This window comes from Celerinatantimonas diazotrophica (genome assembly GCF_004339545.1).
GTDB lineage: Bacteria > Pseudomonadota > Gammaproteobacteria > Enterobacterales > Celerinatantimonadaceae > Celerinatantimonas > Celerinatantimonas diazotrophica.
Map to the genome: position 1 here is coordinate 71,781 of NZ_SMGD01000018.1, position 19,493 is coordinate 91,273.

The 19,493-nt window shown below is 42.8% G+C and carries 16 protein-coding genes; 5 read left to right on the forward strand and 11 right to left on the reverse strand.

Annotation, left to right across the window (positions count from 1 at the left end; all coding sequences use genetic code 11):
* Window positions 1-88: 88 nt before the first annotated feature.
* The 3 genes from EV690_RS16990 to nagB are packed head-to-tail and all read right to left on the reverse strand — an operon-like array spanning window position 89 to window position 3,247.
* Window positions 89-1,297 (reverse strand): ROK family protein, encoded by a 1,209-nt coding sequence (locus EV690_RS16990; RefSeq protein ID WP_131914220.1) that lies wholly within the window; start codon window positions 1,295-1,297, stop codon window positions 89-91.
* Window positions 1,287-2,441, reverse strand: a complete 1,155-nt coding sequence (gene nagA, locus EV690_RS16995) for an N-acetylglucosamine-6-phosphate deacetylase (RefSeq protein WP_131914221.1) — start codon at window positions 2,439-2,441, stop codon at window positions 1,287-1,289. Before nagA ends, EV690_RS16990 begins: the two co-directional genes overlap by 11 nt.
* Entirely contained in the window at window positions 2,438-3,247 is an 810-nt protein-coding gene (gene nagB / locus EV690_RS17000; protein ID WP_131914222.1) for a glucosamine-6-phosphate deaminase, read from the reverse strand. Before nagB ends, nagA begins: the two co-directional genes overlap by 4 nt.
* A gap of 250 nt (window positions 3,248-3,497) precedes the next feature.
* Here nagB and nagE point away from each other — a divergent pair, with 250 nt between their 5' ends.
* The 3 genes from nagE to msrA all read left to right on the forward strand — a co-directional run bounded on the left by nagE (window position 3,498) and on the right by msrA (window position 7,616).
* A complete protein-coding gene (gene nagE, locus EV690_RS17005; RefSeq protein ID WP_207907533.1) occupies window positions 3,498-4,883 on the forward strand; it encodes an N-acetylglucosamine-specific PTS transporter subunit IIBC in 1,386 nt (461 codons plus the stop codon).
* 180 nt (window positions 4,884-5,063) lie between these two features.
* Window positions 5,064-6,731: a glutamine--tRNA ligase gene (gene glnS, locus EV690_RS17010; RefSeq protein WP_131914224.1), complete on the forward strand. Its 1,668-nt coding sequence runs from the start codon at window positions 5,064-5,066 to the stop codon at window positions 6,729-6,731.
* Between the two features lie 246 nt (window positions 6,732-6,977).
* Window positions 6,978-7,616, forward strand: a complete 639-nt coding sequence (msrA, locus tag EV690_RS17015) for a peptide-methionine (S)-S-oxide reductase MsrA (RefSeq protein WP_131914225.1) — start codon at window positions 6,978-6,980, stop codon at window positions 7,614-7,616.
* Between the two features lie 64 nt (window positions 7,617-7,680).
* On the opposite strand, the gene EV690_RS17020 is transcribed toward msrA, so the two are convergent.
* The 6 genes from EV690_RS17020 to EV690_RS17045 form a co-directional block, all read right to left on the reverse strand.
* Complete coding sequence (locus EV690_RS17020) at window positions 7,681-8,208, reverse strand: CBS domain-containing protein (protein WP_131914226.1); 528 nt, start codon at window positions 8,206-8,208, stop codon at window positions 7,681-7,683.
* Window positions 8,209-8,245: 37 nt separating this feature from the next.
* Window positions 8,246-9,130 (reverse strand): formate transporter FocA, encoded by an 885-nt coding sequence (focA, locus tag EV690_RS17025; protein ID WP_131914227.1) that lies wholly within the window; start codon window positions 9,128-9,130, stop codon window positions 8,246-8,248.
* A 191-nt stretch (window positions 9,131-9,321) separates the two neighbouring features.
* Complete coding sequence (locus tag EV690_RS17030; RefSeq protein WP_131914228.1) at window positions 9,322-10,089, reverse strand: ABC transporter ATP-binding protein; 768 nt, start codon at window positions 10,087-10,089, stop codon at window positions 9,322-9,324.
* Window position 10,090: 1 nt separating this feature from the next.
* Window positions 10,091-11,029 carry an iron chelate uptake ABC transporter family permease subunit gene (locus tag EV690_RS17035; RefSeq protein ID WP_131914229.1) on the reverse strand — a complete coding sequence of 313 codons (939 nt, stop codon included), beginning with the start codon at window positions 11,027-11,029 and terminating at the stop codon, window positions 10,091-10,093.
* Complete coding sequence (locus EV690_RS17040; protein ID WP_165872800.1) at window positions 11,026-12,000, reverse strand: FecCD family ABC transporter permease; 975 nt, start codon at window positions 11,998-12,000, stop codon at window positions 11,026-11,028. The genes EV690_RS17035 and EV690_RS17040 overlap by 4 nt, the downstream gene beginning before the upstream one ends.
* Window positions 11,997-12,860 carry an ABC transporter substrate-binding protein gene (locus EV690_RS17045; protein ID WP_131914231.1) on the reverse strand — a complete coding sequence of 288 codons (864 nt, stop codon included), beginning with the start codon at window positions 12,858-12,860 and terminating at the stop codon, window positions 11,997-11,999. The genes EV690_RS17040 and EV690_RS17045 overlap by 4 nt, the downstream gene beginning before the upstream one ends.
* Before the next feature lie 170 nt (window positions 12,861-13,030).
* Here EV690_RS17045 and EV690_RS17050 point away from each other — a divergent pair, with 170 nt between their 5' ends.
* Window positions 13,031-15,118 (forward strand): TonB-dependent siderophore receptor, encoded by a 2,088-nt coding sequence (locus EV690_RS17050; RefSeq protein ID WP_131914232.1) that lies wholly within the window; start codon window positions 13,031-13,033, stop codon window positions 15,116-15,118.
* A gap of 201 nt (window positions 15,119-15,319) precedes the next feature.
* Here the strand turns inward: EV690_RS17050 and EV690_RS17055 are convergent, their stop codons facing one another.
* Window positions 15,320-16,735 carry an aminotransferase-like domain-containing protein gene (locus EV690_RS17055; protein WP_131914233.1) on the reverse strand — a complete coding sequence of 472 codons (1,416 nt, stop codon included), beginning with the start codon at window positions 16,733-16,735 and terminating at the stop codon, window positions 15,320-15,322.
* A 97-nt stretch (window positions 16,736-16,832) separates the two neighbouring features.
* Here EV690_RS17055 and EV690_RS17060 point away from each other — a divergent pair, with 97 nt between their 5' ends.
* Entirely contained in the window at window positions 16,833-17,726 is an 894-nt protein-coding gene (locus tag EV690_RS17060; RefSeq protein WP_131914234.1) for an EamA family transporter, read from the forward strand.
* 394 nt (window positions 17,727-18,120) lie between these two features.
* On the opposite strand, the gene EV690_RS17065 is transcribed toward EV690_RS17060, so the two are convergent.
* The gene (locus tag EV690_RS17065; protein ID WP_131914235.1) at window positions 18,121-19,452 is read right to left on the reverse strand and encodes a Na+/H+ antiporter NhaC family protein; all 1,332 of its coding nucleotides are present in this window, start codon (window positions 19,450-19,452) and stop codon (window positions 18,121-18,123) included.
* Window positions 19,453-19,493: the final 41 nt, after the last annotated feature.

The following is a 19,493-nucleotide window of genomic DNA, read 5'->3' on the forward strand; positions in this document are numbered from 1 at the left end:
CAACGTTTGCCTTGCCTAAATCCCTCTCAGATTTCTGCAAAACTAATCACAAAAGGTCAACAGTCCCTAGAGTTAAGTTTGTCTTCTTTTAATGGCTTTGCTGTTCAATAAGTTGCATCAAGAGTTCGCCATTTAACATTGCGCGTTTGATCAGTGCTAAGCCGCCCATGGTCGGATTATGTTGGTAATGAGCTGCGCGAATTTCAAGTTGTTGGGTAAAACTCGGCAGAGCTTGATGGGCCAATGACTTGTGAATTTCTTCAAATACAACCGATTGTGCTAGACAAATCTCACCTGAAATCAAAATAGCTTGGGGATTGAGTAAGTTGATCACTGAGGCCAGTGTCTTTCCTAAAGCTCTGGCCGCATGTCGGACTAGCATTTCGCATAACTCATCCCCTTGAGTGGCCAGTTGATAAAGGACTTCAACAGGATCATCAGATTTAAGCTTACTGCATGCCCCTTGTATTAATAACTGGCGAGCTCGAGCAAGTAGGGCAGGGTTAGAGCAAATCGTTTCGAGACAGCCAACATTGCCACAATGGCAGCGCTCCCCTAGAGGGTCTATCTGTATGTGGCCTATTTCTGCCAAGTCGCGATTGCGATGCATAAACACTTGACCGTCGATGATTATGCCTGCACTGGTCCCGTGGTGGACACTGACCAGTAAGCTGTCACTGACGTCAACTGAATGACCAAAATAGTGCTCAGCAAGTGCCATGGCACGAGTATCATTGCCTACATAAGTTGGTAGCTTAAAATGCTCGGTTAGTATGTTCCCCAATGGACAGTTTTGTAATTCGTAATAAGGCGCGTAAATGACCGAGCCATTTGATGGCGAAACTAATCCCGACAGTGTCAAAGCCAGAGCTATCGGTGAGTTTTCCTGCTGTGCTGTTAAGAATTCAGTAATATAAGTGATTAACTCAGGAATAAGCTGTTCTTGAGTTTGAGCAGCCAATCTATGACAATCTTTTTGATATAATTTACCGGTTAAATCGTAAATCGCTAGATCTAAAATACCGCGTCCTAAACGCACCGTAGCTAGGCGAAAATGGGGGCGACTCATCAATGATGTGGCTCGTCTTCCCCCTGTTGATTGCTGCTGTGATACCTCGGCAATTAGCCCTGCACCAAGCAGTTGACGCGTGATTTTGGTAATACTAGCCCCAGCCAATTGGCTTGACTGGGCAATTTGAACCCGCGAGATTGGGCCATGTTTGTCAATTAATCGATAGACAGCGGCCATATTGATTTGTTTGACCTGATCGATGTTAACGATCTGCTTAGTGTCCATATGAATCCGAGAGTAGTTTGCCTTCATTGACCATGGCGTGAACTTCGAATGTTTTCGGGTTGATGACCGCTAGGTTGGCAATGCTATTGGCTTCGACTGTTCCCAGTTCTTGTTCAACACCAATCGCCCGAGCGGGATAAAGGGTAGCCATCCGCAAGGCTTCTTCAAGACTAATTCCCACTGACTGTACACAGTTCCGCACGGCTTCATTTAAGCTCAGTGATGAGCCACCAAGCGTGCCATCACTGCCCAGACAACGGCCATTTTCAACAGTAATTGTTCTACCAACGAATTCAAAGGTTTTAATATCTGAATTCGCTGCCGCTGTGGCATCGGTGACTAAATATAAATGCTCACCTAGTTGTTTTTTGGCAATTCGCACGGCAGCAAAATCCATATGTAAACCATCGGCGATAATACCGCCATAGACGTTAGTACTGTCAAATATTGCGCCTAGCACCCCTAATTCGCGACCTTTTAAGCCACTCATTGCGTTATAAATATGGGTGGCGTAACCTGCTCCGGCTGAAAAGGCCTGCTGCGTTTGATCATAACTTGCGTTCGAGTGGCCGAGCGCAACTCGAATGCCTGCTTGAGTAAGCTGATTGATCTGTTCGGGGGATGCATTCTCTGGCGCCAGCGTTAACAGCGCAATTTGCTCTTTATTAGCGATTAGATATTTAACATCGCTTCCTTGCAAAGGGCGAATAAACGACTGAGTATGGATCCCTTTTTTGGCCGTTGAGATAAATGGCCCTTCCAGATGAAGCCCTGGAACTCGGTTAGGGTAGCGTTGTTGATATGCTTTGGTGACTTTAAATGCTAAAGCTAGTTCATCGCTTGAACAGGTAACTAGCGTTGGTAAAAAGGTGGTTGTGCCCCCTTTTAAATTGGCTTGATGCATCGTTTCTAGTGTTGCTTCACTAACAGCACCATTGAACATAACGCCACCACAGCCATTGAGTTGTAAATCCAGAAAGGATGCACAAATCAACTGGTTTTTGTAATCATGGCAGGGCAGCGCGGGATCCAACTGATTTTTGGGGACAACAGCTGTTATTTTTTCGCCATCAATAATGATAGCGTGATCATTTAGCATTTTAAATCCGGTAAAGACCTGATTTGCGCTGATTGCATAGCTCATAATTTCGCCCTGAAATTTTCTATATTTGCTGATTCTAATTCATTGAAATATTTGAGTGTTTTAACTTTTAGCTCATCTGTGGCAGGTTCATCACAAACAATCATGCATTTGGGATGCATTTGCATAGCAGAGACCGTCCATTGATGCGTCACATTGCCTTCCACGGCAGCATGAAGGGCCTGCGCTTTATGGTGACCATCCACTAAGACTAACACCTCTTGGGCATCTAATAGTGTGCCAACCCCAATAGTGAGAGCCATTTTGGGTACTTCATTAATATCGTCAAAGAATCGTGCATTTGCCTGCAGTGTTTCCTTGGTTAAAGTTTTTACACGAGTTCTAGATGCCAACGATGAGCCCGGCTCATTAAACGCGATATGACCATCGCTACCCACGCCGCCCATAAACAGATGGATTTGACCAAACTGCCGGATTTTTTCTTCGTACTCGTGACACTCTTTATCTAAATCTGCTGCATTACCATTGAGCAAGTGAACATTATCGTGATTGATATCAATATGGTTAAAAAAGTTATTAAACATGAAGTATCGGTAACTTTGTGGGTGGTTGCTAGGCAAGCCAACGTATTCATCCATGTTAAAGGTAACGACATGCTGAAAACTTACTTCGCCAGCTTGAAATAACCGAATTAATTCACGATAAGTTGCCAACGGACTGCTTCCAGTTGGACATCCTAATACAAAAGGTTTGTCAGCGGTGGGGTGGAACTGATTAATTTTATCAGCGATATAGCGAGCCGCCCATTGGCCCATCTCATCAGCGCTGCGAAGAGGAATTAATCTCATAACTATAGATCCCATGTGAGTATGTAATGATTTTATTATAACACTTATTTTTCATTAAAAAATAAGTTTATTTAATTATTCAAATCATGATATATATGTAACCAATTTGTCTATATATAGACTGTTTTTTAGCAAAAAAATAGGCTTTTAAAGATGAATTTTATTAAAAATTTATAATTAAAAAATAAGTTACTTATTGAGCGTTGACCATGCAAACACCCTAACCGTTAGACAGGAGAACAAGGTGAATATACTGGGGAATTTTCAAAAATTAGGGCGCGCGTTAATGCTGCCTATCGCGGTCATGCCAATTGCCGCAATATTACTTCGAATCGGGCTACCCGATGTATTGAATGTGCCGTTTATCGCTAACGCTGGCAATGCGATATTTAACCATTTAGCACTGCTGTTTGCGATTGGGGTCGCAGTAGGGCTTTCAAAAGATAATGCGGGTGCAGCAGCCTTGGCTGGGGCTGTCGCGTTTTTGGTGTTAACGGCCGCGCTTAAAACGATTAATAAAGAGCTGGATCTTCATGTTTTGGGGGGAATTATCTCAGGTATTGTAGCGGGTCTCAGTTACAACCGATTTTACAATATTAAACTACCTGAATTTCTAGGTTTTTTTGGTGGTAAGCGTTTTGTTCCGATATTTTCGGGAGTCGTAAGCCTTATTTTGGCTTTATTATTCAGTGTGATTTGGCCTCCGGTGCAAAGTGTAATCAATGGGTTAGGCAACTGGATGGTTCATTCCGGGGATATTGGGGCATTTGTGTTTGGCTTACTGAATCGTTTATTGTTGCCGTTTGGTTTGCATCATATTTTAAATATGTCTGCATGGTTTGTGTTCGGCTCTTATGAGCACCTCGATGCTGCCGGAAAAATGGTTACAGCAACGGGAGATTTACATCGCTTTTTTGCCGGTGATCCCAGTGCCGGATTGTTTATGACTGGGTTTTATCCAGTGATGATGTTTGGACTGCCAGCCGCAGCGGCTGCAATGTACACCACCGCTAAAACAGAAAACCGTAAACGGGTTGCCGGATTGCTCTTTGGCGTTGCGTTAACCTCTTTTCTCACGGGTATTACCGAACCCATTGAATTCATGTTTATGTTCTTGGCACCAGTGCTTTATGTCATCCATGCTATTTTAACCGGTTTGTCCATGGCAGTTTGCTCCTATTTAGGCATTCATGATGGATTTGGTTTTTCTGCTGGATTGATTGATTATGTTTTAAACTGGGGACTTGCCACAAAACCAGCACTGTTGTTGGTGGTCGGAGCTGTCTATGCAGTGATCTACTATGTGTTATTTGTGGTGGTGATTAAAGCGTTTGATCTTAAAACACCTGGTCGAGAGTTTCTGGAACAAACTGTAACGCCTGCTGCGCCAATGAGTTCTTCAGAGGAGGCTAAACAGTATTTGCAGGCCTTGGGAGGAAAAGCAAACTTGGCTCAAATTGATGCTTGTATTACCCGATTACGTCTGGAAATGGTGGATCGAAGTCGAATAGATGAAGATTCATTAAAACAATTGGGGGCCAAAGGTTTGGTAAAATTAGGAGAGCAAAACCTGCAGGTAATTATAGGCCCGAGAGCAGAAATTCTTGCCGGAGAACTAAGGATATTATCAGATTAGTTTTGTTGGTTAATGCGTCTATAGGTCCGTTTTGCGGACCTTTTTTGTATGTTTATCCAGCAAACTGTTCAGCATCACTACAGTTATTTAAAAACTGTTCCTTAAAGGGTTGTAGTTCACTCTTATATTAGCGATTATACTCTGCTATTCGAGGACAAATGAATACATAGGTGAACAGCGATGAGTGAGGCGGTATCACGCCCGAGTAATTTTATTCGTCAGATTATTGATGAAGATTTAAAAACGGGCAAGCATACAACTATCCAGACTCGGTTCCCACCGGAACCAAACGGTTTTTTACATATCGGTCATGCTAAATCGATCTGCCTGAATTTTGGAATTGCTCAAGATTATCAAGGAAAGTGTAATCTGCGTTTTGACGACACAAATCCAGAAAAAGAAAATATCGATTATGTTAAATCAATTCTGCAAGACGTTCAGTGGTTGGGATTCCAATGGAGTGGTGATATTTGCTACTCATCGAACTATTTTGACAAAATTTATGCATTTGCACTTGACCTGATTCAACAAGGCAAAGCTTATGTCGACTTTCTTTCTCCTGAAGATATTCGTGAATATCGTGGAACGCTGACAGAACCGGGTCAACCAAGTCCTTATCGGGAAACTTCGGTGGAAGAAAACCTAAGTGCATTTGAAAATATGCGCCAGGGTAAATATCAAGAAGGCCAAGCTTGTTTGCGTGCTAAAATTGATATGAGTTCGCCATTCATGGTTATGCGAGATCCAGTTTTATACCGAATTCGTTTTGCCAGTCATCACCAAAGCGGTGATAAATGGTGTATTTATCCAATGTATGATTTTACGCACTGTTTGTCTGATGCTTTAGAAGGGATCACTCATTCACTATGTTCTCTTGAATTTCAAGATAACCGCCGCTTATACGATTGGGTTCTCGATAATGTTTCTGTCGATTGGCAGCCGCGCCCTCATCAGTATGAATTTTCACGTTTAAACTTAGAATATACAGTCACGTCTAAACGAAAATTAAATTTATTAGTAACAGGTGGGCATGTGAATGGCTGGGATGATCCGCGAATGCCAACTGTTGCTGGGATGCGTCGGCGTGGGTATACACCAGAATCAATTCGGGATTTTTGCTCGCGTATTGGTGTCACTAAACAGGAAAACATGGTTGAAATGGCAATGCTGGAAGCTTGTGTGCGCGAGGATTTGAATGAGAATGCCCCTCGGGCTATGGCTGTTTTAGACCCAGTACGTTTAGTGATCGAAAATTACCCGCAAGATCGTGAAGAGCTTATCAGTGCCGCTGTTCATCCACAAAATGAAGCTATGGGTGAACGCCAGGTGAAGTTTACTCGAGAGCTCTATATTGAGCGCGAAGATTTTCGAGAAGAAGCAAATAAAAAATACAAACGACTGGTTTTAGGTAAAGAAGTTCGTTTACGCAATGCATACGTTGTTAAAGCGGAGCGTGTTGAAAAAGACAGTGAAGGAAATATAACGACTATTTATTGTAGTTATGATCCAGAGACTTTAGGTCATAATCCTGAAGGTCGTAAAGTGAAAGGGGTTATTCACTGGGTGAGTGCTAGTTGTAATATTCCGGCAGAATTTCGAGTGTATGATCGATTATTTCAGGTCCCCAATCCGGGTAAAGCGGATGATTTCTTAGCGACAATCAACCCCGATTCGTTGACTATTTTACATGGTTTTGTTGAAGAGAATTTGAGCAAAGCCGAAGTCGGTAAAGGGTATCAATTTGAACGTCAGGGGTATTTCTGTAAAGACAGTGATGCCACAGATGAACATTTAATTTTTAACCGTACCGTTGGTTTGCGAGATACTTGGGCTAAAGTAAATGGTTAGTTAATCTTTTTGGGTCCGCTTAAACGTAAATAAATGAAAAGGCACTAAGTGCCTTTTCATTTTTATGGATGATAGATCCATTAACAAGTTCATATTTACTTGTTTTTAAAAACATACTTACTCGTTGCTTTACTTTTGAACATACGCTCAATTTCTGGTTGTTTCAGTATGTCTGTAAATTTTAGTTTAGGCTATGATGGCAACGGTTAATGCAATATGTCGGCAATTTGCCGTATAGGAGGAACAATGGTGGATAAAACGGTGATGGTAAAATCTGCAGAAGCACTGCCGGGTCGGGAAGAACAGATGCCCGTGTCAGGGGAACATTATGTTCACCATACGTCTTATTTACGGCCATTTGATAAATCAATGGAAGTTACCTATTTCGCGATGGGATGTTTCTGGGGGGCAGAACGACTGCTCTGGGAACAGCCTGGTGTTGTGACAACGGCAGTGGGTTACGCAGGGGGATATACGCCTAATCCGACATATGAAGAAGTATGTACCGGACAAACAGGGCATGCAGAAGCTGTTTTAGTCGTGTTCGATCCAGTTAGAACCAGTTATGAACGCTTATTAAAAGTATTTTTTGAAAGCCATGACCCGACTCAAGGCATGAAGCAGGGTGGGGATATTGGAACACAGTATCGTTCAATGCTGCTGACAACGAATCCTTATCAGTACCGAATTGCTGAACGTGCTTTAGAAAATTATCAACAGGCTTTGGCTCAATCAGGTAAAGAGGCTATTACAACTGAGATTCATCCTGCAGAAGAGTTCTATTATGCTGAAGAATACCACCAGCAATATTTGGCTAAAAACCCTAATGGTTATTGTGGGATTGCTGGGACAGGTGTATGTATGCCGCCGATGGTTCAAAGCTAACGAGTGACTCTAAGACCAACTAAAAATAAAGAGCCACTGGATAGTGGCTCTTTATTATTGAGTGTCACGCATTTTCTGCGGCTCTTTGACCTTCTATCTGGGCCGCCAATCGATGAAAGGCCCGCAATAAGGTTTGTCGATCAATCGTTCCTAACACAAAACCATTTTCAACCACTGGATACAATTTAGGTCGAGTGACTTGGGCTTGTACTAAGTCATCGTCAAAGTTACCAGGCATTCGATTTGGATTAGACGTTTTACTCTCAAACAGTTTATTAGGATCAAAGACCATATAAGCTGCAAGTTCATCAATTGTTTCGCTGGGTGAGACCGTGACGATTTCTTCGCGCATGATATCCCCAATACAATGGTTGATATTAAATTCAAAATCGTTTGCCCATAACTCACGCAAAATATCTTGCTCTGAGACAAATCCAATGAGCTGATTGTGTTTGCTCACAACTGGTGCGCCTACAACATGGTGATCAAGTAACAGTCCCAGAGCCCTATGCAGGCCTGTGGAAGGTCCAAGGGTCAACGGATTATCATTCATAAGGTCGCGAATAGGCATTTTCTGAATGATGCGTAACATAATGTCATCTCTCCTTGCGGCGAAACTCTAAGCTATTTTAGCCCAGTTCTGCTGCTGTTGATTCTTGGTGTTTGGACTTCGCAACTTTTGATTTAAAGATAGTCCAGAAACCAAGTCCAATGATAACTGCCCCACCTACAATATTACCTAATGTGACGGGGATTAAATTATTAATAATAAAGTTACTAATAGTTAAGTCTGCAAAATGCTGACTGGGTATGCCAATGGCTTGCCAAAAGCTTGCATCAGCAAAATAATGAATTGAGATCCCCATAGGAATCATAAACATATTTGCTACACAGTGCTCAAAACCCGATGCAACAAACATCGCTACGGGTAAAATCATCAGCATTGCTTTGGCTAATGGATTACGAGTTGCAAAAGTCAACCAGACAGCCAGACACACCATCATGTTACACAAAACCCCTAAAGTGAAGGCTTGGATAAATGTGTGATGGATTTTATGCTCGGCCAGATGCAATGCACTTAATCCCCATTGTCCTTGGCTACCCAAATAGGTCCCAGACCCCATGATTAGCAAGACAATAAATAGTGAACCAACCATATTGCCGAAATACACGCGTACCCAACAATTTAGTAAAGCTGTCGTTGAGACCTCATTATTGACTCGAGAAATCAACGATAATACAGTGCTGGTAAAAAGCTCTGTACCACATAATACAACTAAAATGAGCCCCATGCTGAATACAATTCCGCCTGCCAAATGGGCTAGTCCAGAATTGCCGCTACCGGTGGTGACCGTGGTGTAAAACACAAACGCCAGAGCAATAAACATTCCAGCAGCAATGGCTAACAAAAACGAAGAGTTAGGATCTTTGACAATTTTTTTGTGACCATAACTTTTGGCTTGAGCTGTCATTTCGGCTGGGCTTATTGCTTCACCAGACAGTTGCTGATTCATATTTTCAATCTTCCTTTTACGACTTAACTTACATAATACTTAATAGCTTTAAGCATCCTACAGGGTGGATATTTTGCGTGAAGAGGTAAGAAATAGGAATCTTTTCTGACGATAAATTCTTAAATTAACCAATCTATTGATTCAGATCAGCCTGTTTAACCCCCTCTATATTAATTCATCGCTCTTCTTTTCTAAGGTAAAATCACCATGGGGGTATTACTTTGCTCATTACGTGAAATAGTTGCTTTAATTTCAAAGACGTTTTCCAGCATTTGCGACGTCATTACCTTATCCGGAGGCCCTTGGGTATAAAGCTGAGCATTGTTTAGAATCATTAATTCATCGCAGTAGTGGCTGGCTTGATTGAGATCGTGAAGGACGCAAATAATTGTTTTACCTTTTTCTTTCAAGGTATTAAGAATATTCATTAGTTTGATTTGATGTTTCAGATCTAAATAGGTTGTCGGTTCATCAAGCAATAAATATTGGCTTTGTTGAGCCAGAGCCATTGCCAGCCATGCCCGTTGACGTTGCCCACCAGATAAATCACTCAGAGGTTTATGGATGAGTGTTTCATCAAGTTCACACCATTGCATGCTTTGTTCAATAATATGTTGATCAGTGGCTGTGAGTTTGGCGAAAAAGCGCTGATGCGGTGTTCGACCAAATTCGACCAGTTGACGAACATTAATTCCTTCTGGGATCGGATTCTGTTGGCTGAGCATCGCGAATACTTTGGCTCGGTGGCGGTTTGTTAATCGGCTAATGGATTGGCCTTGGTAGTTAATTTGACCACTAATGACTGGCTGGAGTTGTGCTATGGTTCGCAGTAATGTTGATTTTCCACAGCCATTGGGACCCAATAAGGCATAAATTTTCCCCGGTGTAAATTCAGCCGAGATATGGCTAATAACAGGTGTATCTTTATATCCAGCACTAACATTTTCTAGCGACAACATATTAACGACGCTCGCTTTTCAACAATAACCAAAGAAAGTAGGGGGCACCACACAAAGCGGTGAGAACCCCTGCGGGGATTTCAACGGGCATGAGAATGACTCGCCCAACCAAGTCAGCAACCAGTAATAACAATGCGCCCACAATAGCGGCTCCTGGAATCAACCATTGATGGCAACCGCCAAATAGTCTGCGAGCAATATGCGGGGCGACTAGGCCAATAAATCCTAGGGGGCCGCAGACTGCTACACTTAAGGCATTGAATAAGACAGCACATCCCAACGCAATATATTGGATATGTTTGGGGGAAGTTCCTAGACAATGTGCTTGGTCTTTCCCAACTAGCAATAGATTGAAATTCCGATGAAATATACTGACAATAATGAGTGCAATGAGCGCAGGCCATAACCAAAGTAGCGTATTCCAACTGCGCCCCCATAGACTCCCTGTTAGCCATAATAATGCGCTTGAGGTTGTTTCTGAACGACTGAGCAATAAGTATTCAGTTATTGCAGCAAATAGCGCAGATAGAGCAATCCCAATGGTTGCAATATAAATTGGATTTTCGCGCTTAGCTATGCAGCACTTTAATGCGATTGCCCCGGCCAATGAACCTGTCAATGTCACCCAAGGTAGTGATGTCATCGGAAAGGATGGAAAGCGGGTGAGTGTTAGGGTCGCAGCTAAAGCGCCAGCATGGCTAATTCCAAGGATATCAGGGGAGGCGAGTGGGTTTTGCACGGTTGTTTGAGTTAATACGCCACTCATGGCTAACAACGCACCAATGCAAACAGCAATTAAGGCTCGGGCGAACCTTTGGCTAACAACCATATTCCAGCTATTCCAAGTTCCGGCAGGTGCATAACCTATGCGAATACTTGCAGCAATAACAATTGTGATAGCGATGGATAGAATGATTAGCTTGAATGGTAAATTTTTCATTGTCGGCGTACTAAATATAGAAAAAATGGTGCACCGATGAGTGCGAGTACGGCGCCAGCAGGGGTTTCGGTAGGAAAGCTAATGGCTCGGGATAGCAGGTCTGCCCAGCACACTAGCGAAGCTCCTAGTAACGCGGCACAAGGTATTAGTCGTTGGTGGCGATGGCCAACCAGACGCCTAGCTAAGTGGGGGACGATGAGCCCAACAAATCCAAAATAACCACAATGACTCACGATTGAGGCAACCAAAATAAGTGTAATTAGGCTAAAAATAAACTGCCATTGCCAAGTGGCAATCCCTAATAACTGTGTATGTGTCGAGCCTAGCGCAAACAGGTTTAGACGTGAACTAAGCATCCATAATAGCAGGCATAGTGGAATGACCACGACTGCAGTTTGCTGTACGACAGGCCAGCGGACGCCAGCTAGGGAGCCGGCTAATTGAGATAACAGACTATGACTACTGGATTCATGAAAGAGTAATAGCGCTTTGGTGAGTGCACCACAAAATGTGCTGATCATCACTCCAGCTAAAATAAGACGTAACTGGCTTGCTTGTCCGATTGCACCAATTAACATGACCAAGCCCCAGCATAGTGCTGCCCCAGCCATACTTAATAAGGTATCTCCAAATTGGACCGGAATTGCAAATAATGTTGCAACGACCAATCCTAAGGCCGCTCCTGCATTCACGCCAAACAGACTTGGCGAAGCGAGCGGATTCGTGGTAATTGCTTGCATCGTGCAGCCAGAACACGCTAGAGCACTGCCAACTATTAGTGCCATGACAAAGCGTGGTAGGCGTAATTGTGCGATGATTAATTCACCCATATTATGGACATGCCAAGTGGTTAAAAGCTGCCATAGCTCTTGGGAATTGATCCTTATGAGTGACAGTTGGGTATTGGCAAGCCATCCCGCCAGAACAATACTGATGAGCAAAAGTAACATGGTATGACTCAAACGGCTCATGAGCATTCTCCAGCTAATTTCGCGGTTAATTGCTTAGCTATTTGTTCTGCACTTAGAATTCCTCGACCTCTGCTCCAGATGCTCGCTTGAACAGAATAGACGTGGTGATCTTTAACGGCTTTAAGTGCATTCCATAAAGGGTCATGTTTCCAAATTTGCGAGAGTGCAAAACGTCCATACTTACCTAATACGATGATATCTGGATTAATCCAAAGTAGCTGTTCGATATTGATTTGACGGCTGGGTTGACTATTACTAAAACCAGTCGCCGCACTGATAAACCCCAATTGCTCAAAAATGCTTCCAACAAATGAGTCCGCCGCATGCGCATATAAAGTGCGACCTCGGGAAATCACGAATAAAATTCGTTGATGTTGGCAGCGTCTCAGCTGAAATTTTAATGAAGCAAAATAATGATGCTGTTGTGCAATTCGTTTCTCCATGATTGCTTTTTTGCCAACGGCCTGGGCAATCCTTTTGGCAACTTTGAGACTTTGGCTATAGTTGGTGCGTTTTGAGCTTAATAACAATGTTGGCGCAATAGCGTTAAGTTGATCTTTGATGAGTTGGTGGCGGTCGCGATCGGCGATGATTAAATCAGGCTTTAAACTTGCTATTGCCTCAATGTTGGGTTGTGCTCGACTCCCAACCGATTGGTAAGGAAATTTCCTCACTGCATTGATCAATTGATTTGCTCGGCCATCATCGGCAATTCCGACGGGATGGATCCCTATCGCTGTAAGATCTTCAGCAAACGAAAATTCTAGTGCAACAACGCGTAGCGGATGAGCCCAACTGACAAAACTAAGCGCTAAAAGAATTAATCCGGCGATCCAGACAATAGGGCGGATATGGCGCATTGAGAGACTAACTTCTGTAAAAGGAGGTATTCTAGCCTAATCATGGAGACATGGTAAATGAAATTGATAATTATTTTTATTTATATATGAGTTATTAGTCACAATAGGTTGTATTTGTGCTGCTATAAAAATAGAATGCGAATCATTTACATTTACGAATAAGGATTTTCATGTCGCCTGTTTTTCGCCTTTCTGTTGTTGCTGTAGCTTGTTTAGGTGCAATATCTTGCGCATACGCTGCCGACAATCGAGTTAAATTAAATACGCTTAATGTCTCTGCTAACTCAACTCAAATAACCACTAAGACCTCTGCTGCAGCGGATGAACAAAGTGTGACAGTCAATCAACTGACATCAGCTGAAATAGATGATTCTCAGCCGCGTGAGTTATCCGATGCAATATCGATATTACCCGGCATCCAAGCGAGTGGCACGAACAGCTATAGTTACACTTCTCGCGGTTTTGCGCTGAGTCGAGACAGCGTCAAAATAGATGGAATGAATGCTTGGGCCTTAAAGGATAATCAAATTCCAATGATTGCTGTGGATCATGTGGATGTCCTCAAAGGTGTGGGTTCGATGCTATATGGCAGTCAGCCAGTGGGAGGGACTCTTAATATTGTAACAAAGAAGCCGCAAGCACAAAGTTATCATAAAATTGAAATTGCAGGTGGCAGTTATCTGAGTAGTCAAACTAACCGATGGATTGGGGCGCGCCGCATTGCGTTTGATAGCACTGGGACCGTCAACGATCACCAAGACTTTTTGTACCGAGTGATCGGAGATTACAAAGGAGATAGCGGCTTTGCTGATTATCAGAATACTCATGGCTATTATCTAACCCCTATGTTCACTTGGCTGGTTGACGATAAGCAATCACTGATGGCTCAATTTGAGTTAACCCGATATACATATAACTATGCGTCAGCATTGGTCGCTCCGGATAGTGATATTAATAAAGTTGCAGCGATATCTACCAATTATTATGGCCCGCAAAATCAAGCTAGTGACCAAGGTGTTTCAGCGACATTAACTTATCAGCGCGACCTCGTCGCAGGTTGGCATAATACAACCCGTTGGCGCAGTGTTTGGCATCGGGATGCGCGAACTAATTTTGATGTCGGCCGTGTGACTGATTCTGAAGTTCTTCGACACTACCGTAATCAACTGAATTATCAATTAAATCATCAGTTGGATAGTTATTTTACCGGACAGCTCCAAACGGGATCGATTAAACATAACCTGACATTCGGATTCGGCTGGGCACACACTCGCAATAATTTTAATCGACTGAATTTGGGAAAAAATGATCCCAGTTTGACGGTTGCCGTTTATTCACCATCATTTAGCTATATTGATACCGCTTCGATATCAAATTCGTCAGGACGGGATCTTTTTTATACTTACGATACCTATAGTGTATATGGACAGGATATTCTGGCGTTGACGCAACGATTGAGTTTCACCTTTGGTAGTCGATTGGACTGGCAGCATCGCACTACATCCGTTAAAACTACGTCATCTTCTAAGGATGATTCGACCCATAAAAATTATTGGACACCAAGTGCTGGTATAAGTTACCAGTTTAACCCAACAGTTCGCTGGCATTTTGGATATGCGCAGTCTTATGAGACGAGTAGCTTGCTTAAAACTGATGTAAACGGTAATCCTTTTGAGCCCACTCGCGGCGAACAATATGAAACGGGATTGCACTTTACTCCCAATAGTAACTGGAGCGCAGATGTTAATCTGTTTCACATTGTGAAGAAGAACGTCATTGTGAAAAATAACTCTGGTGATGATGCAGCATTAGGTAGGGTTCGCAGTCAAGGTGCAGAGGTTTCCTTGAACATCATTGCTAGCAATCATTTATCATTGTATTCATCCTATACTTATTTAGACACCAAAGTGCTGCAGGGTGCGCAAAACTCCAATTCAGAGAAAGGTAATCAGTTTATTAATGCACCACATCATCGGATCGCATTGACTGGTTCATATGAGGTGAATGATCGTTGGCAGATGGGGGCAACAGCTCGAGCACAGACCCATAGTTATGGCAGTACTGATAATGAGCTGAGACTGCCGGGGTATGCAACATTTGACTTAAATAGTAGTTTTAAATTAAATGCCAATATGACCTTGGATGTAAGTCTTAAAAATATTTTTGACAAGACTTATTACAGTGCAGCGAAAAATGCAAACGCTATCTATGCGGGAGAGCCTCGATACTTACAAGCGAAACTCAGCTATGAGTTTTAACGATGTAAAGAAACGAGTCAGCAAATAGATAGCACTAAGCCAGAATATTTAAAGTTCTGGCTTTTTTGTGTCTAAAATCAAGCTCAGATCTTTTATTCTGATCTGCGTTTAATGCTTACGAGAGTATTTTCACAAACCCTACGTTATGGCGTGGTAGAAGAAGGACTATGGAGAACATAGCCCGCTATGGTAAGTGATGGTTCACGCCACACCACTATTTGTGGGGGATTCAGGCGGCATGGTTTTACAAGTGTAGATTAATTTGATGAGTATGGTTAATTGCTGTTTGATTTGCTCTGTCATGGCAAAGCCAATGTTTAGTCTCAAACTATCCTGATAGCGGTTTGATTGGGTAAATTGAGGACCAATACGAACATCTATACCGGCTTTTTGTGCCTGTTGTGTTAACCACTTGGTTTGCAATCCGGGGATTTTTAGCCATAAAACTAAGCCTCCGTCAGGGTGGGTGATTTGGCTTTGTTCCGGGAGATTCTGACTTAAAAAGTCCAGATAGTGCCGTTTGTTTTGATTCAGCTGTTTACGTGCTCGTTTTAGGTGTTTGCTATAGGCGCCGGTGTTAATAAATTCGCTCAATGCCAGCTGTGTAAAAGTGGCAACTTCTTCGTTTTGTCCTAAATAGGTGGCTAAAAATCGCCCGGGCCGACACCATCCTAGTCGATAACTCGGGGTGAGCGTTTTGGACATCGAACTGCACCAGATCATATAGCCGTTGGTGTCATAAAAACTAGCTGGCAGTGTGGCTTGCTCCGTATGACTCAGTTCAAAGTAGACATCATCTTCAATAATTGGTGTCCGATATTGATTGGCAAGTCGAGCCAGTCGCTGCTTTTGAGCATCCGACATGGTAATGCCCTGAGGATTCATATGCGTTGTTGAAAATAAGCCTGCCTGAATAGTCCCTTGTTTTAATAGCGATTCTAGTTCGTCCAGATCGATACCATCGTTGCGTGAGGGGATCTCAATAAGTTTTAGTTTCAGTGCCGAGAGGGTCGATAGGAGTCCGTGAAAACATGGGGAGCTCACTGCGATTGTGTCACCTGTTTGAGTCACTGATAACAGTGCTGATTTCACGGCATCTAGGCAGCCATGGGTGATGACTAACTCATCAGCCGACAACGTAAATCCTAGTTGACTGAAGTGCCTAGCCAATGCATCGCGCAGACTTTTTTCACCGCTGGCTTCAGGATAGAGCATTAGTTGCTGAGAACTGCGTCGAATGGCGCGCTTTAAGCAAGCATTAAACTCCCGTTCAGTTTGTTCACTAAGTTCCAAAGTTGAAACACCAAGTGGTCCTGAATGTTTTCTCGGTAGTGCTTTTTTACTGGCGATAACCGCTGGTGTTCGCTCAAAGCTATTCCATACGGGAGCAGGGGCTAGTTTAGTTGTTGGATTACAAACATAAAAACCCGATTGTGCTTTAGCCGTTATCCAACCTTCAGCGCTTAATTGCTCGTAACAGTTCACCGCGGTTGAAATACTAACGTGGTGAATTTTGGCAAAGTTACGCAATGAGATCATGCGTTCTCCAATGGCCAGTTTGCCTGCTTTAATGTCATCAATACAGCGTTTGGCAAGTTGCTGATATTTATTACTCATTATAAAACTGTACTGGTTAATTTATAAAAAATTGTATCTGTACTGATTTTTACTTGCAAGTGATACTGCATACCTCAACATCCGCAGTGGAGATCAGATGCAAAAGCGCGATTTATTTCTGACATTATTGGTCATGGCAATTTGGGGTTTCAATTTTTCAATGATTAAGCTAGGGGTAAGCGAAATCGATCCTTTAGTGATTGCCGCTGCAAGATTTTTCTTTGCCGCGGTTCCAATGGTCTTTTTTATTCGTAAACCTGCAGTGAAGTGGCGTTATTTAGTGCTTTACGGAATTGTGTTTGGAGTTGGGGTTTGGGGAACTGGGTTAAGCTCAATTGCTTTTGGGTTATCCTCTGGTATGGCTTCGGTTCTTCAACAAACTGATGTTTTAACCTCGGTTGCTGTTGGGGTACTCGTTTATAAGGAAGTGATCTCATTTAGAATGGCGTTGGCAATTGGTTTATCTTTGGTGGGATTGGTGATTTCAATCACTGCAACTAACGGCAATGTAACATTTATGGGGGTCATATGGATGCTAATATCGGTGATCTGTTGGCCCTTAAGCAGTGTGGTGGTGCGTAAATACGCAGGTGAATCGGTATTTGCTTTTAATTTGTGGGGGATGTTGTGCGCGCCCATTCCACTACTTTTGTTAGCGGTAGCCCTCGATGGGGTAAATGTCATCACTCAGTCATTCGCTTTATGGAATGTTCATGCTTGGTTGTCTGTTTTATTTCAAGCTTATCCGACGACACTGTTTGGCTACTGGATATGGAATAAGATGGTGGTCAAATACCCACTAAATTTAATGGCACCGTTTACCTTATTGGTATCTATCTTTGCTCTTATCAGCGGCCAGCTTATGTTTGGTGAACGGTTATCATTGATCCAGTGGGTTTCATGCAGCATCTTTTTAGTGGGCATTGCACTCGTGATAATCCCTGGCAAAGGCAAAAAAAGTCAGCTCAGACAGCAGCAAGAGCTGACCTAACTTTAAGTGAGCATTCTCAAATATGCGTAAGCTACGGAGATAGATGGCCTGTTGGGGGATTAAATAAAAATGAGCATGCTGGTAATTAGACAAGTAGTCGTATCAGATGGCTGACTGAGTGTGTCAGTGTTTAGAATATAGTGTCTTCAACATTGGAGATTCAAACTATCGGGGGAAAGCATGACCATTAAAAAATCGTCGGAATTTATAGTTCAATGATGCTAATCATCGAGGTTTGTATCGCAAATGGTAAATATTTGCTGTAAGTGACGCAAGTATTGTTCTTAGGTGAGTCGTTAATGGTGGATTAAACAAAGAGATTAAAGCTTAAATTTGCGTTGCGTAAAGCGTAAATAGCCCTGGCCACTAAAATATGGTGGCCAAGGCATCGTTGTTAGACCAGTTGACAAGATGGTTTCTGATGATGACGAAGGAATAGTGTAATCAGAGAGACCACACCTAATGTCATTGGGTAGATAGCCATCATTGATATGGTTAAAGGGGATAAGCCAAATAGACTCCCTAGTAGCAGGACCTGAGCGCCATACGGGATGAGTCCCTGAATGACACAGGCAAAAATATCCAAAATAGATGCGCTGCGACGACCGGTAATTTCGTGTTCATCCGCAACTTCTTTGGCAACGCTGCCCGCTATCAAAATGGCAATGGTATTATTGGCAGTACAAATATTAGTCAACATAACTAGAATAGCAATCCCCAGTTGTGCTGTACCTTTATTGGTGCCAAAAATAGAGACTAGCTTCGTTACCAGTTTCTGTAAGTAATGTAGCCCGCCTTGGCGACGCATTAGTTCGCTGAGTCCACCAATCATGAGTGATAGGATAAAGATTTCCTGCATACTGGTGAAACCTTTGTAAATATCCTTTGCAAAAGTCAGCCAGGCGTAGTCCATTCCAATAATGCCGAATAGCCCTGCCATTAAAATTCCTAAGGACAAAACAATAAATACATTCACACCGATAATGGCTAAAAATAAAATGAATAGGTAAGGGATCGCAGGCCAAATACTATACTCATGAACGGGAGCTTGAGCACTGCCACTGAGATACCAAAAAACTGCAAAAGTAATGATTGCAGCAGGTAACGCAATCCAGAAATTTTCACGGAACTTATCTTTCATTTCGCAATTTTGTGTGCGGGTTGCGGCAATGGTTGTATCCGAGATGATTGAGAGGTTATCACCAAACATTGCGCCGCTGATCACTGCTCCGGCCATTAGTGGTGCTGGTATCCCGGCTGTTTGCGAGATCCCTACAGCGATCGGGCCCACTGCGCTGATGGTTCCCATTGAAGTTCCCATGGCAGTTGCAATAAAGGCTGAAACCAAGAATAGCCCAGGGACGAGAAACCAGCTTGGAATGATACTTAGGCCAATGCCAACAACCGAGTCAACACCGCCAGTTGCTTTAGCAACAACACTAAACCCACCAGCAAGTAAATATATCAGACACATTGTGATGATGTTGTTGTGTCCCATACCACTAATCATCTGGTCGATAGCTTTATTGAGTCGTTGTTTACTTAATAATAATGCTAGCGCTAAGGCTGGCAGAATTGCGACCGGTGAGGGCAGTTGATAAAACGCGTATTTGGTACCTATATGCTGGAAATAGGCACCTACCCCAATAAATAAAATAAGAAATACTGCGATAGGCAGTAGCGCAATCGCACTTGGTTTAGGGTTCTGATCTGTTTGTTGACTCATTTAACTATAATTGCATTAGAATTTTCCGGTATTTTATATTG

Bases quoted from the DNA above. Each gene is read 5' to 3' on its own strand.
- EV690_RS16990 (WP_131914220.1), bottom strand. From the start codon at position 1,297: ATGGACACTAAGCAGATCGTTAACATCGATCAGGTCAAACAAATCAAT.
- nagA (WP_131914221.1), bottom strand. From the start codon at position 2,441: ATGAGCTATGCAATCAGCGCAAATCAGGTCTTTACCGGATTTAAAATG.
- nagB (WP_131914222.1), bottom strand. From the start codon at position 3,247: ATGAGATTAATTCCTCTTCGCAGCGCTGATGAGATGGGCCAATGGGCG.
- glnS (WP_131914224.1), top strand. From the start codon at position 5,064: ATGAGTGAGGCGGTATCACGCCCGAGTAATTTTATTCGTCAGATTATT.
- msrA (WP_131914225.1), top strand. From the start codon at position 6,978: ATGGTGGATAAAACGGTGATGGTAAAATCTGCAGAAGCACTGCCGGGT.
- EV690_RS17020 (WP_131914226.1), bottom strand. From the start codon at position 8,208: ATGTTACGCATCATTCAGAAAATGCCTATTCGCGACCTTATGAATGAT.
- focA (WP_131914227.1), bottom strand. From the start codon at position 9,130: ATGAATCAGCAACTGTCTGGTGAAGCAATAAGCCCAGCCGAAATGACA.
- EV690_RS17030 (WP_131914228.1), bottom strand. From the start codon at position 10,089: ATGTTGTCGCTAGAAAATGTTAGTGCTGGATATAAAGATACACCTGTT.
- EV690_RS17035 (WP_131914229.1), bottom strand. From the start codon at position 11,029: ATGAAAAATTTACCATTCAAGCTAATCATTCTATCCATCGCTATCACA.
- EV690_RS17040 (WP_165872800.1), bottom strand. From the start codon at position 12,000: ATGAGCCGTTTGAGTCATACCATGTTACTTTTGCTCATCAGTATTGTT.
- EV690_RS17045 (WP_131914231.1), bottom strand. From the start codon at position 12,860: ATGCGCCATATCCGCCCTATTGTCTGGATCGCCGGATTAATTCTTTTA.
- EV690_RS17050 (WP_131914232.1), top strand. From the start codon at position 13,031: ATGTCGCCTGTTTTTCGCCTTTCTGTTGTTGCTGTAGCTTGTTTAGGT.
- EV690_RS17055 (WP_131914233.1), bottom strand. From the start codon at position 16,735: ATGAGTAATAAATATCAGCAACTTGCCAAACGCTGTATTGATGACATT.
- EV690_RS17060 (WP_131914234.1), top strand. From the start codon at position 16,833: ATGCAAAAGCGCGATTTATTTCTGACATTATTGGTCATGGCAATTTGG.
- EV690_RS17065 (WP_131914235.1), bottom strand. From the start codon at position 19,452: ATGAGTCAACAAACAGATCAGAACCCTAAACCAAGTGCGATTGCGCTA.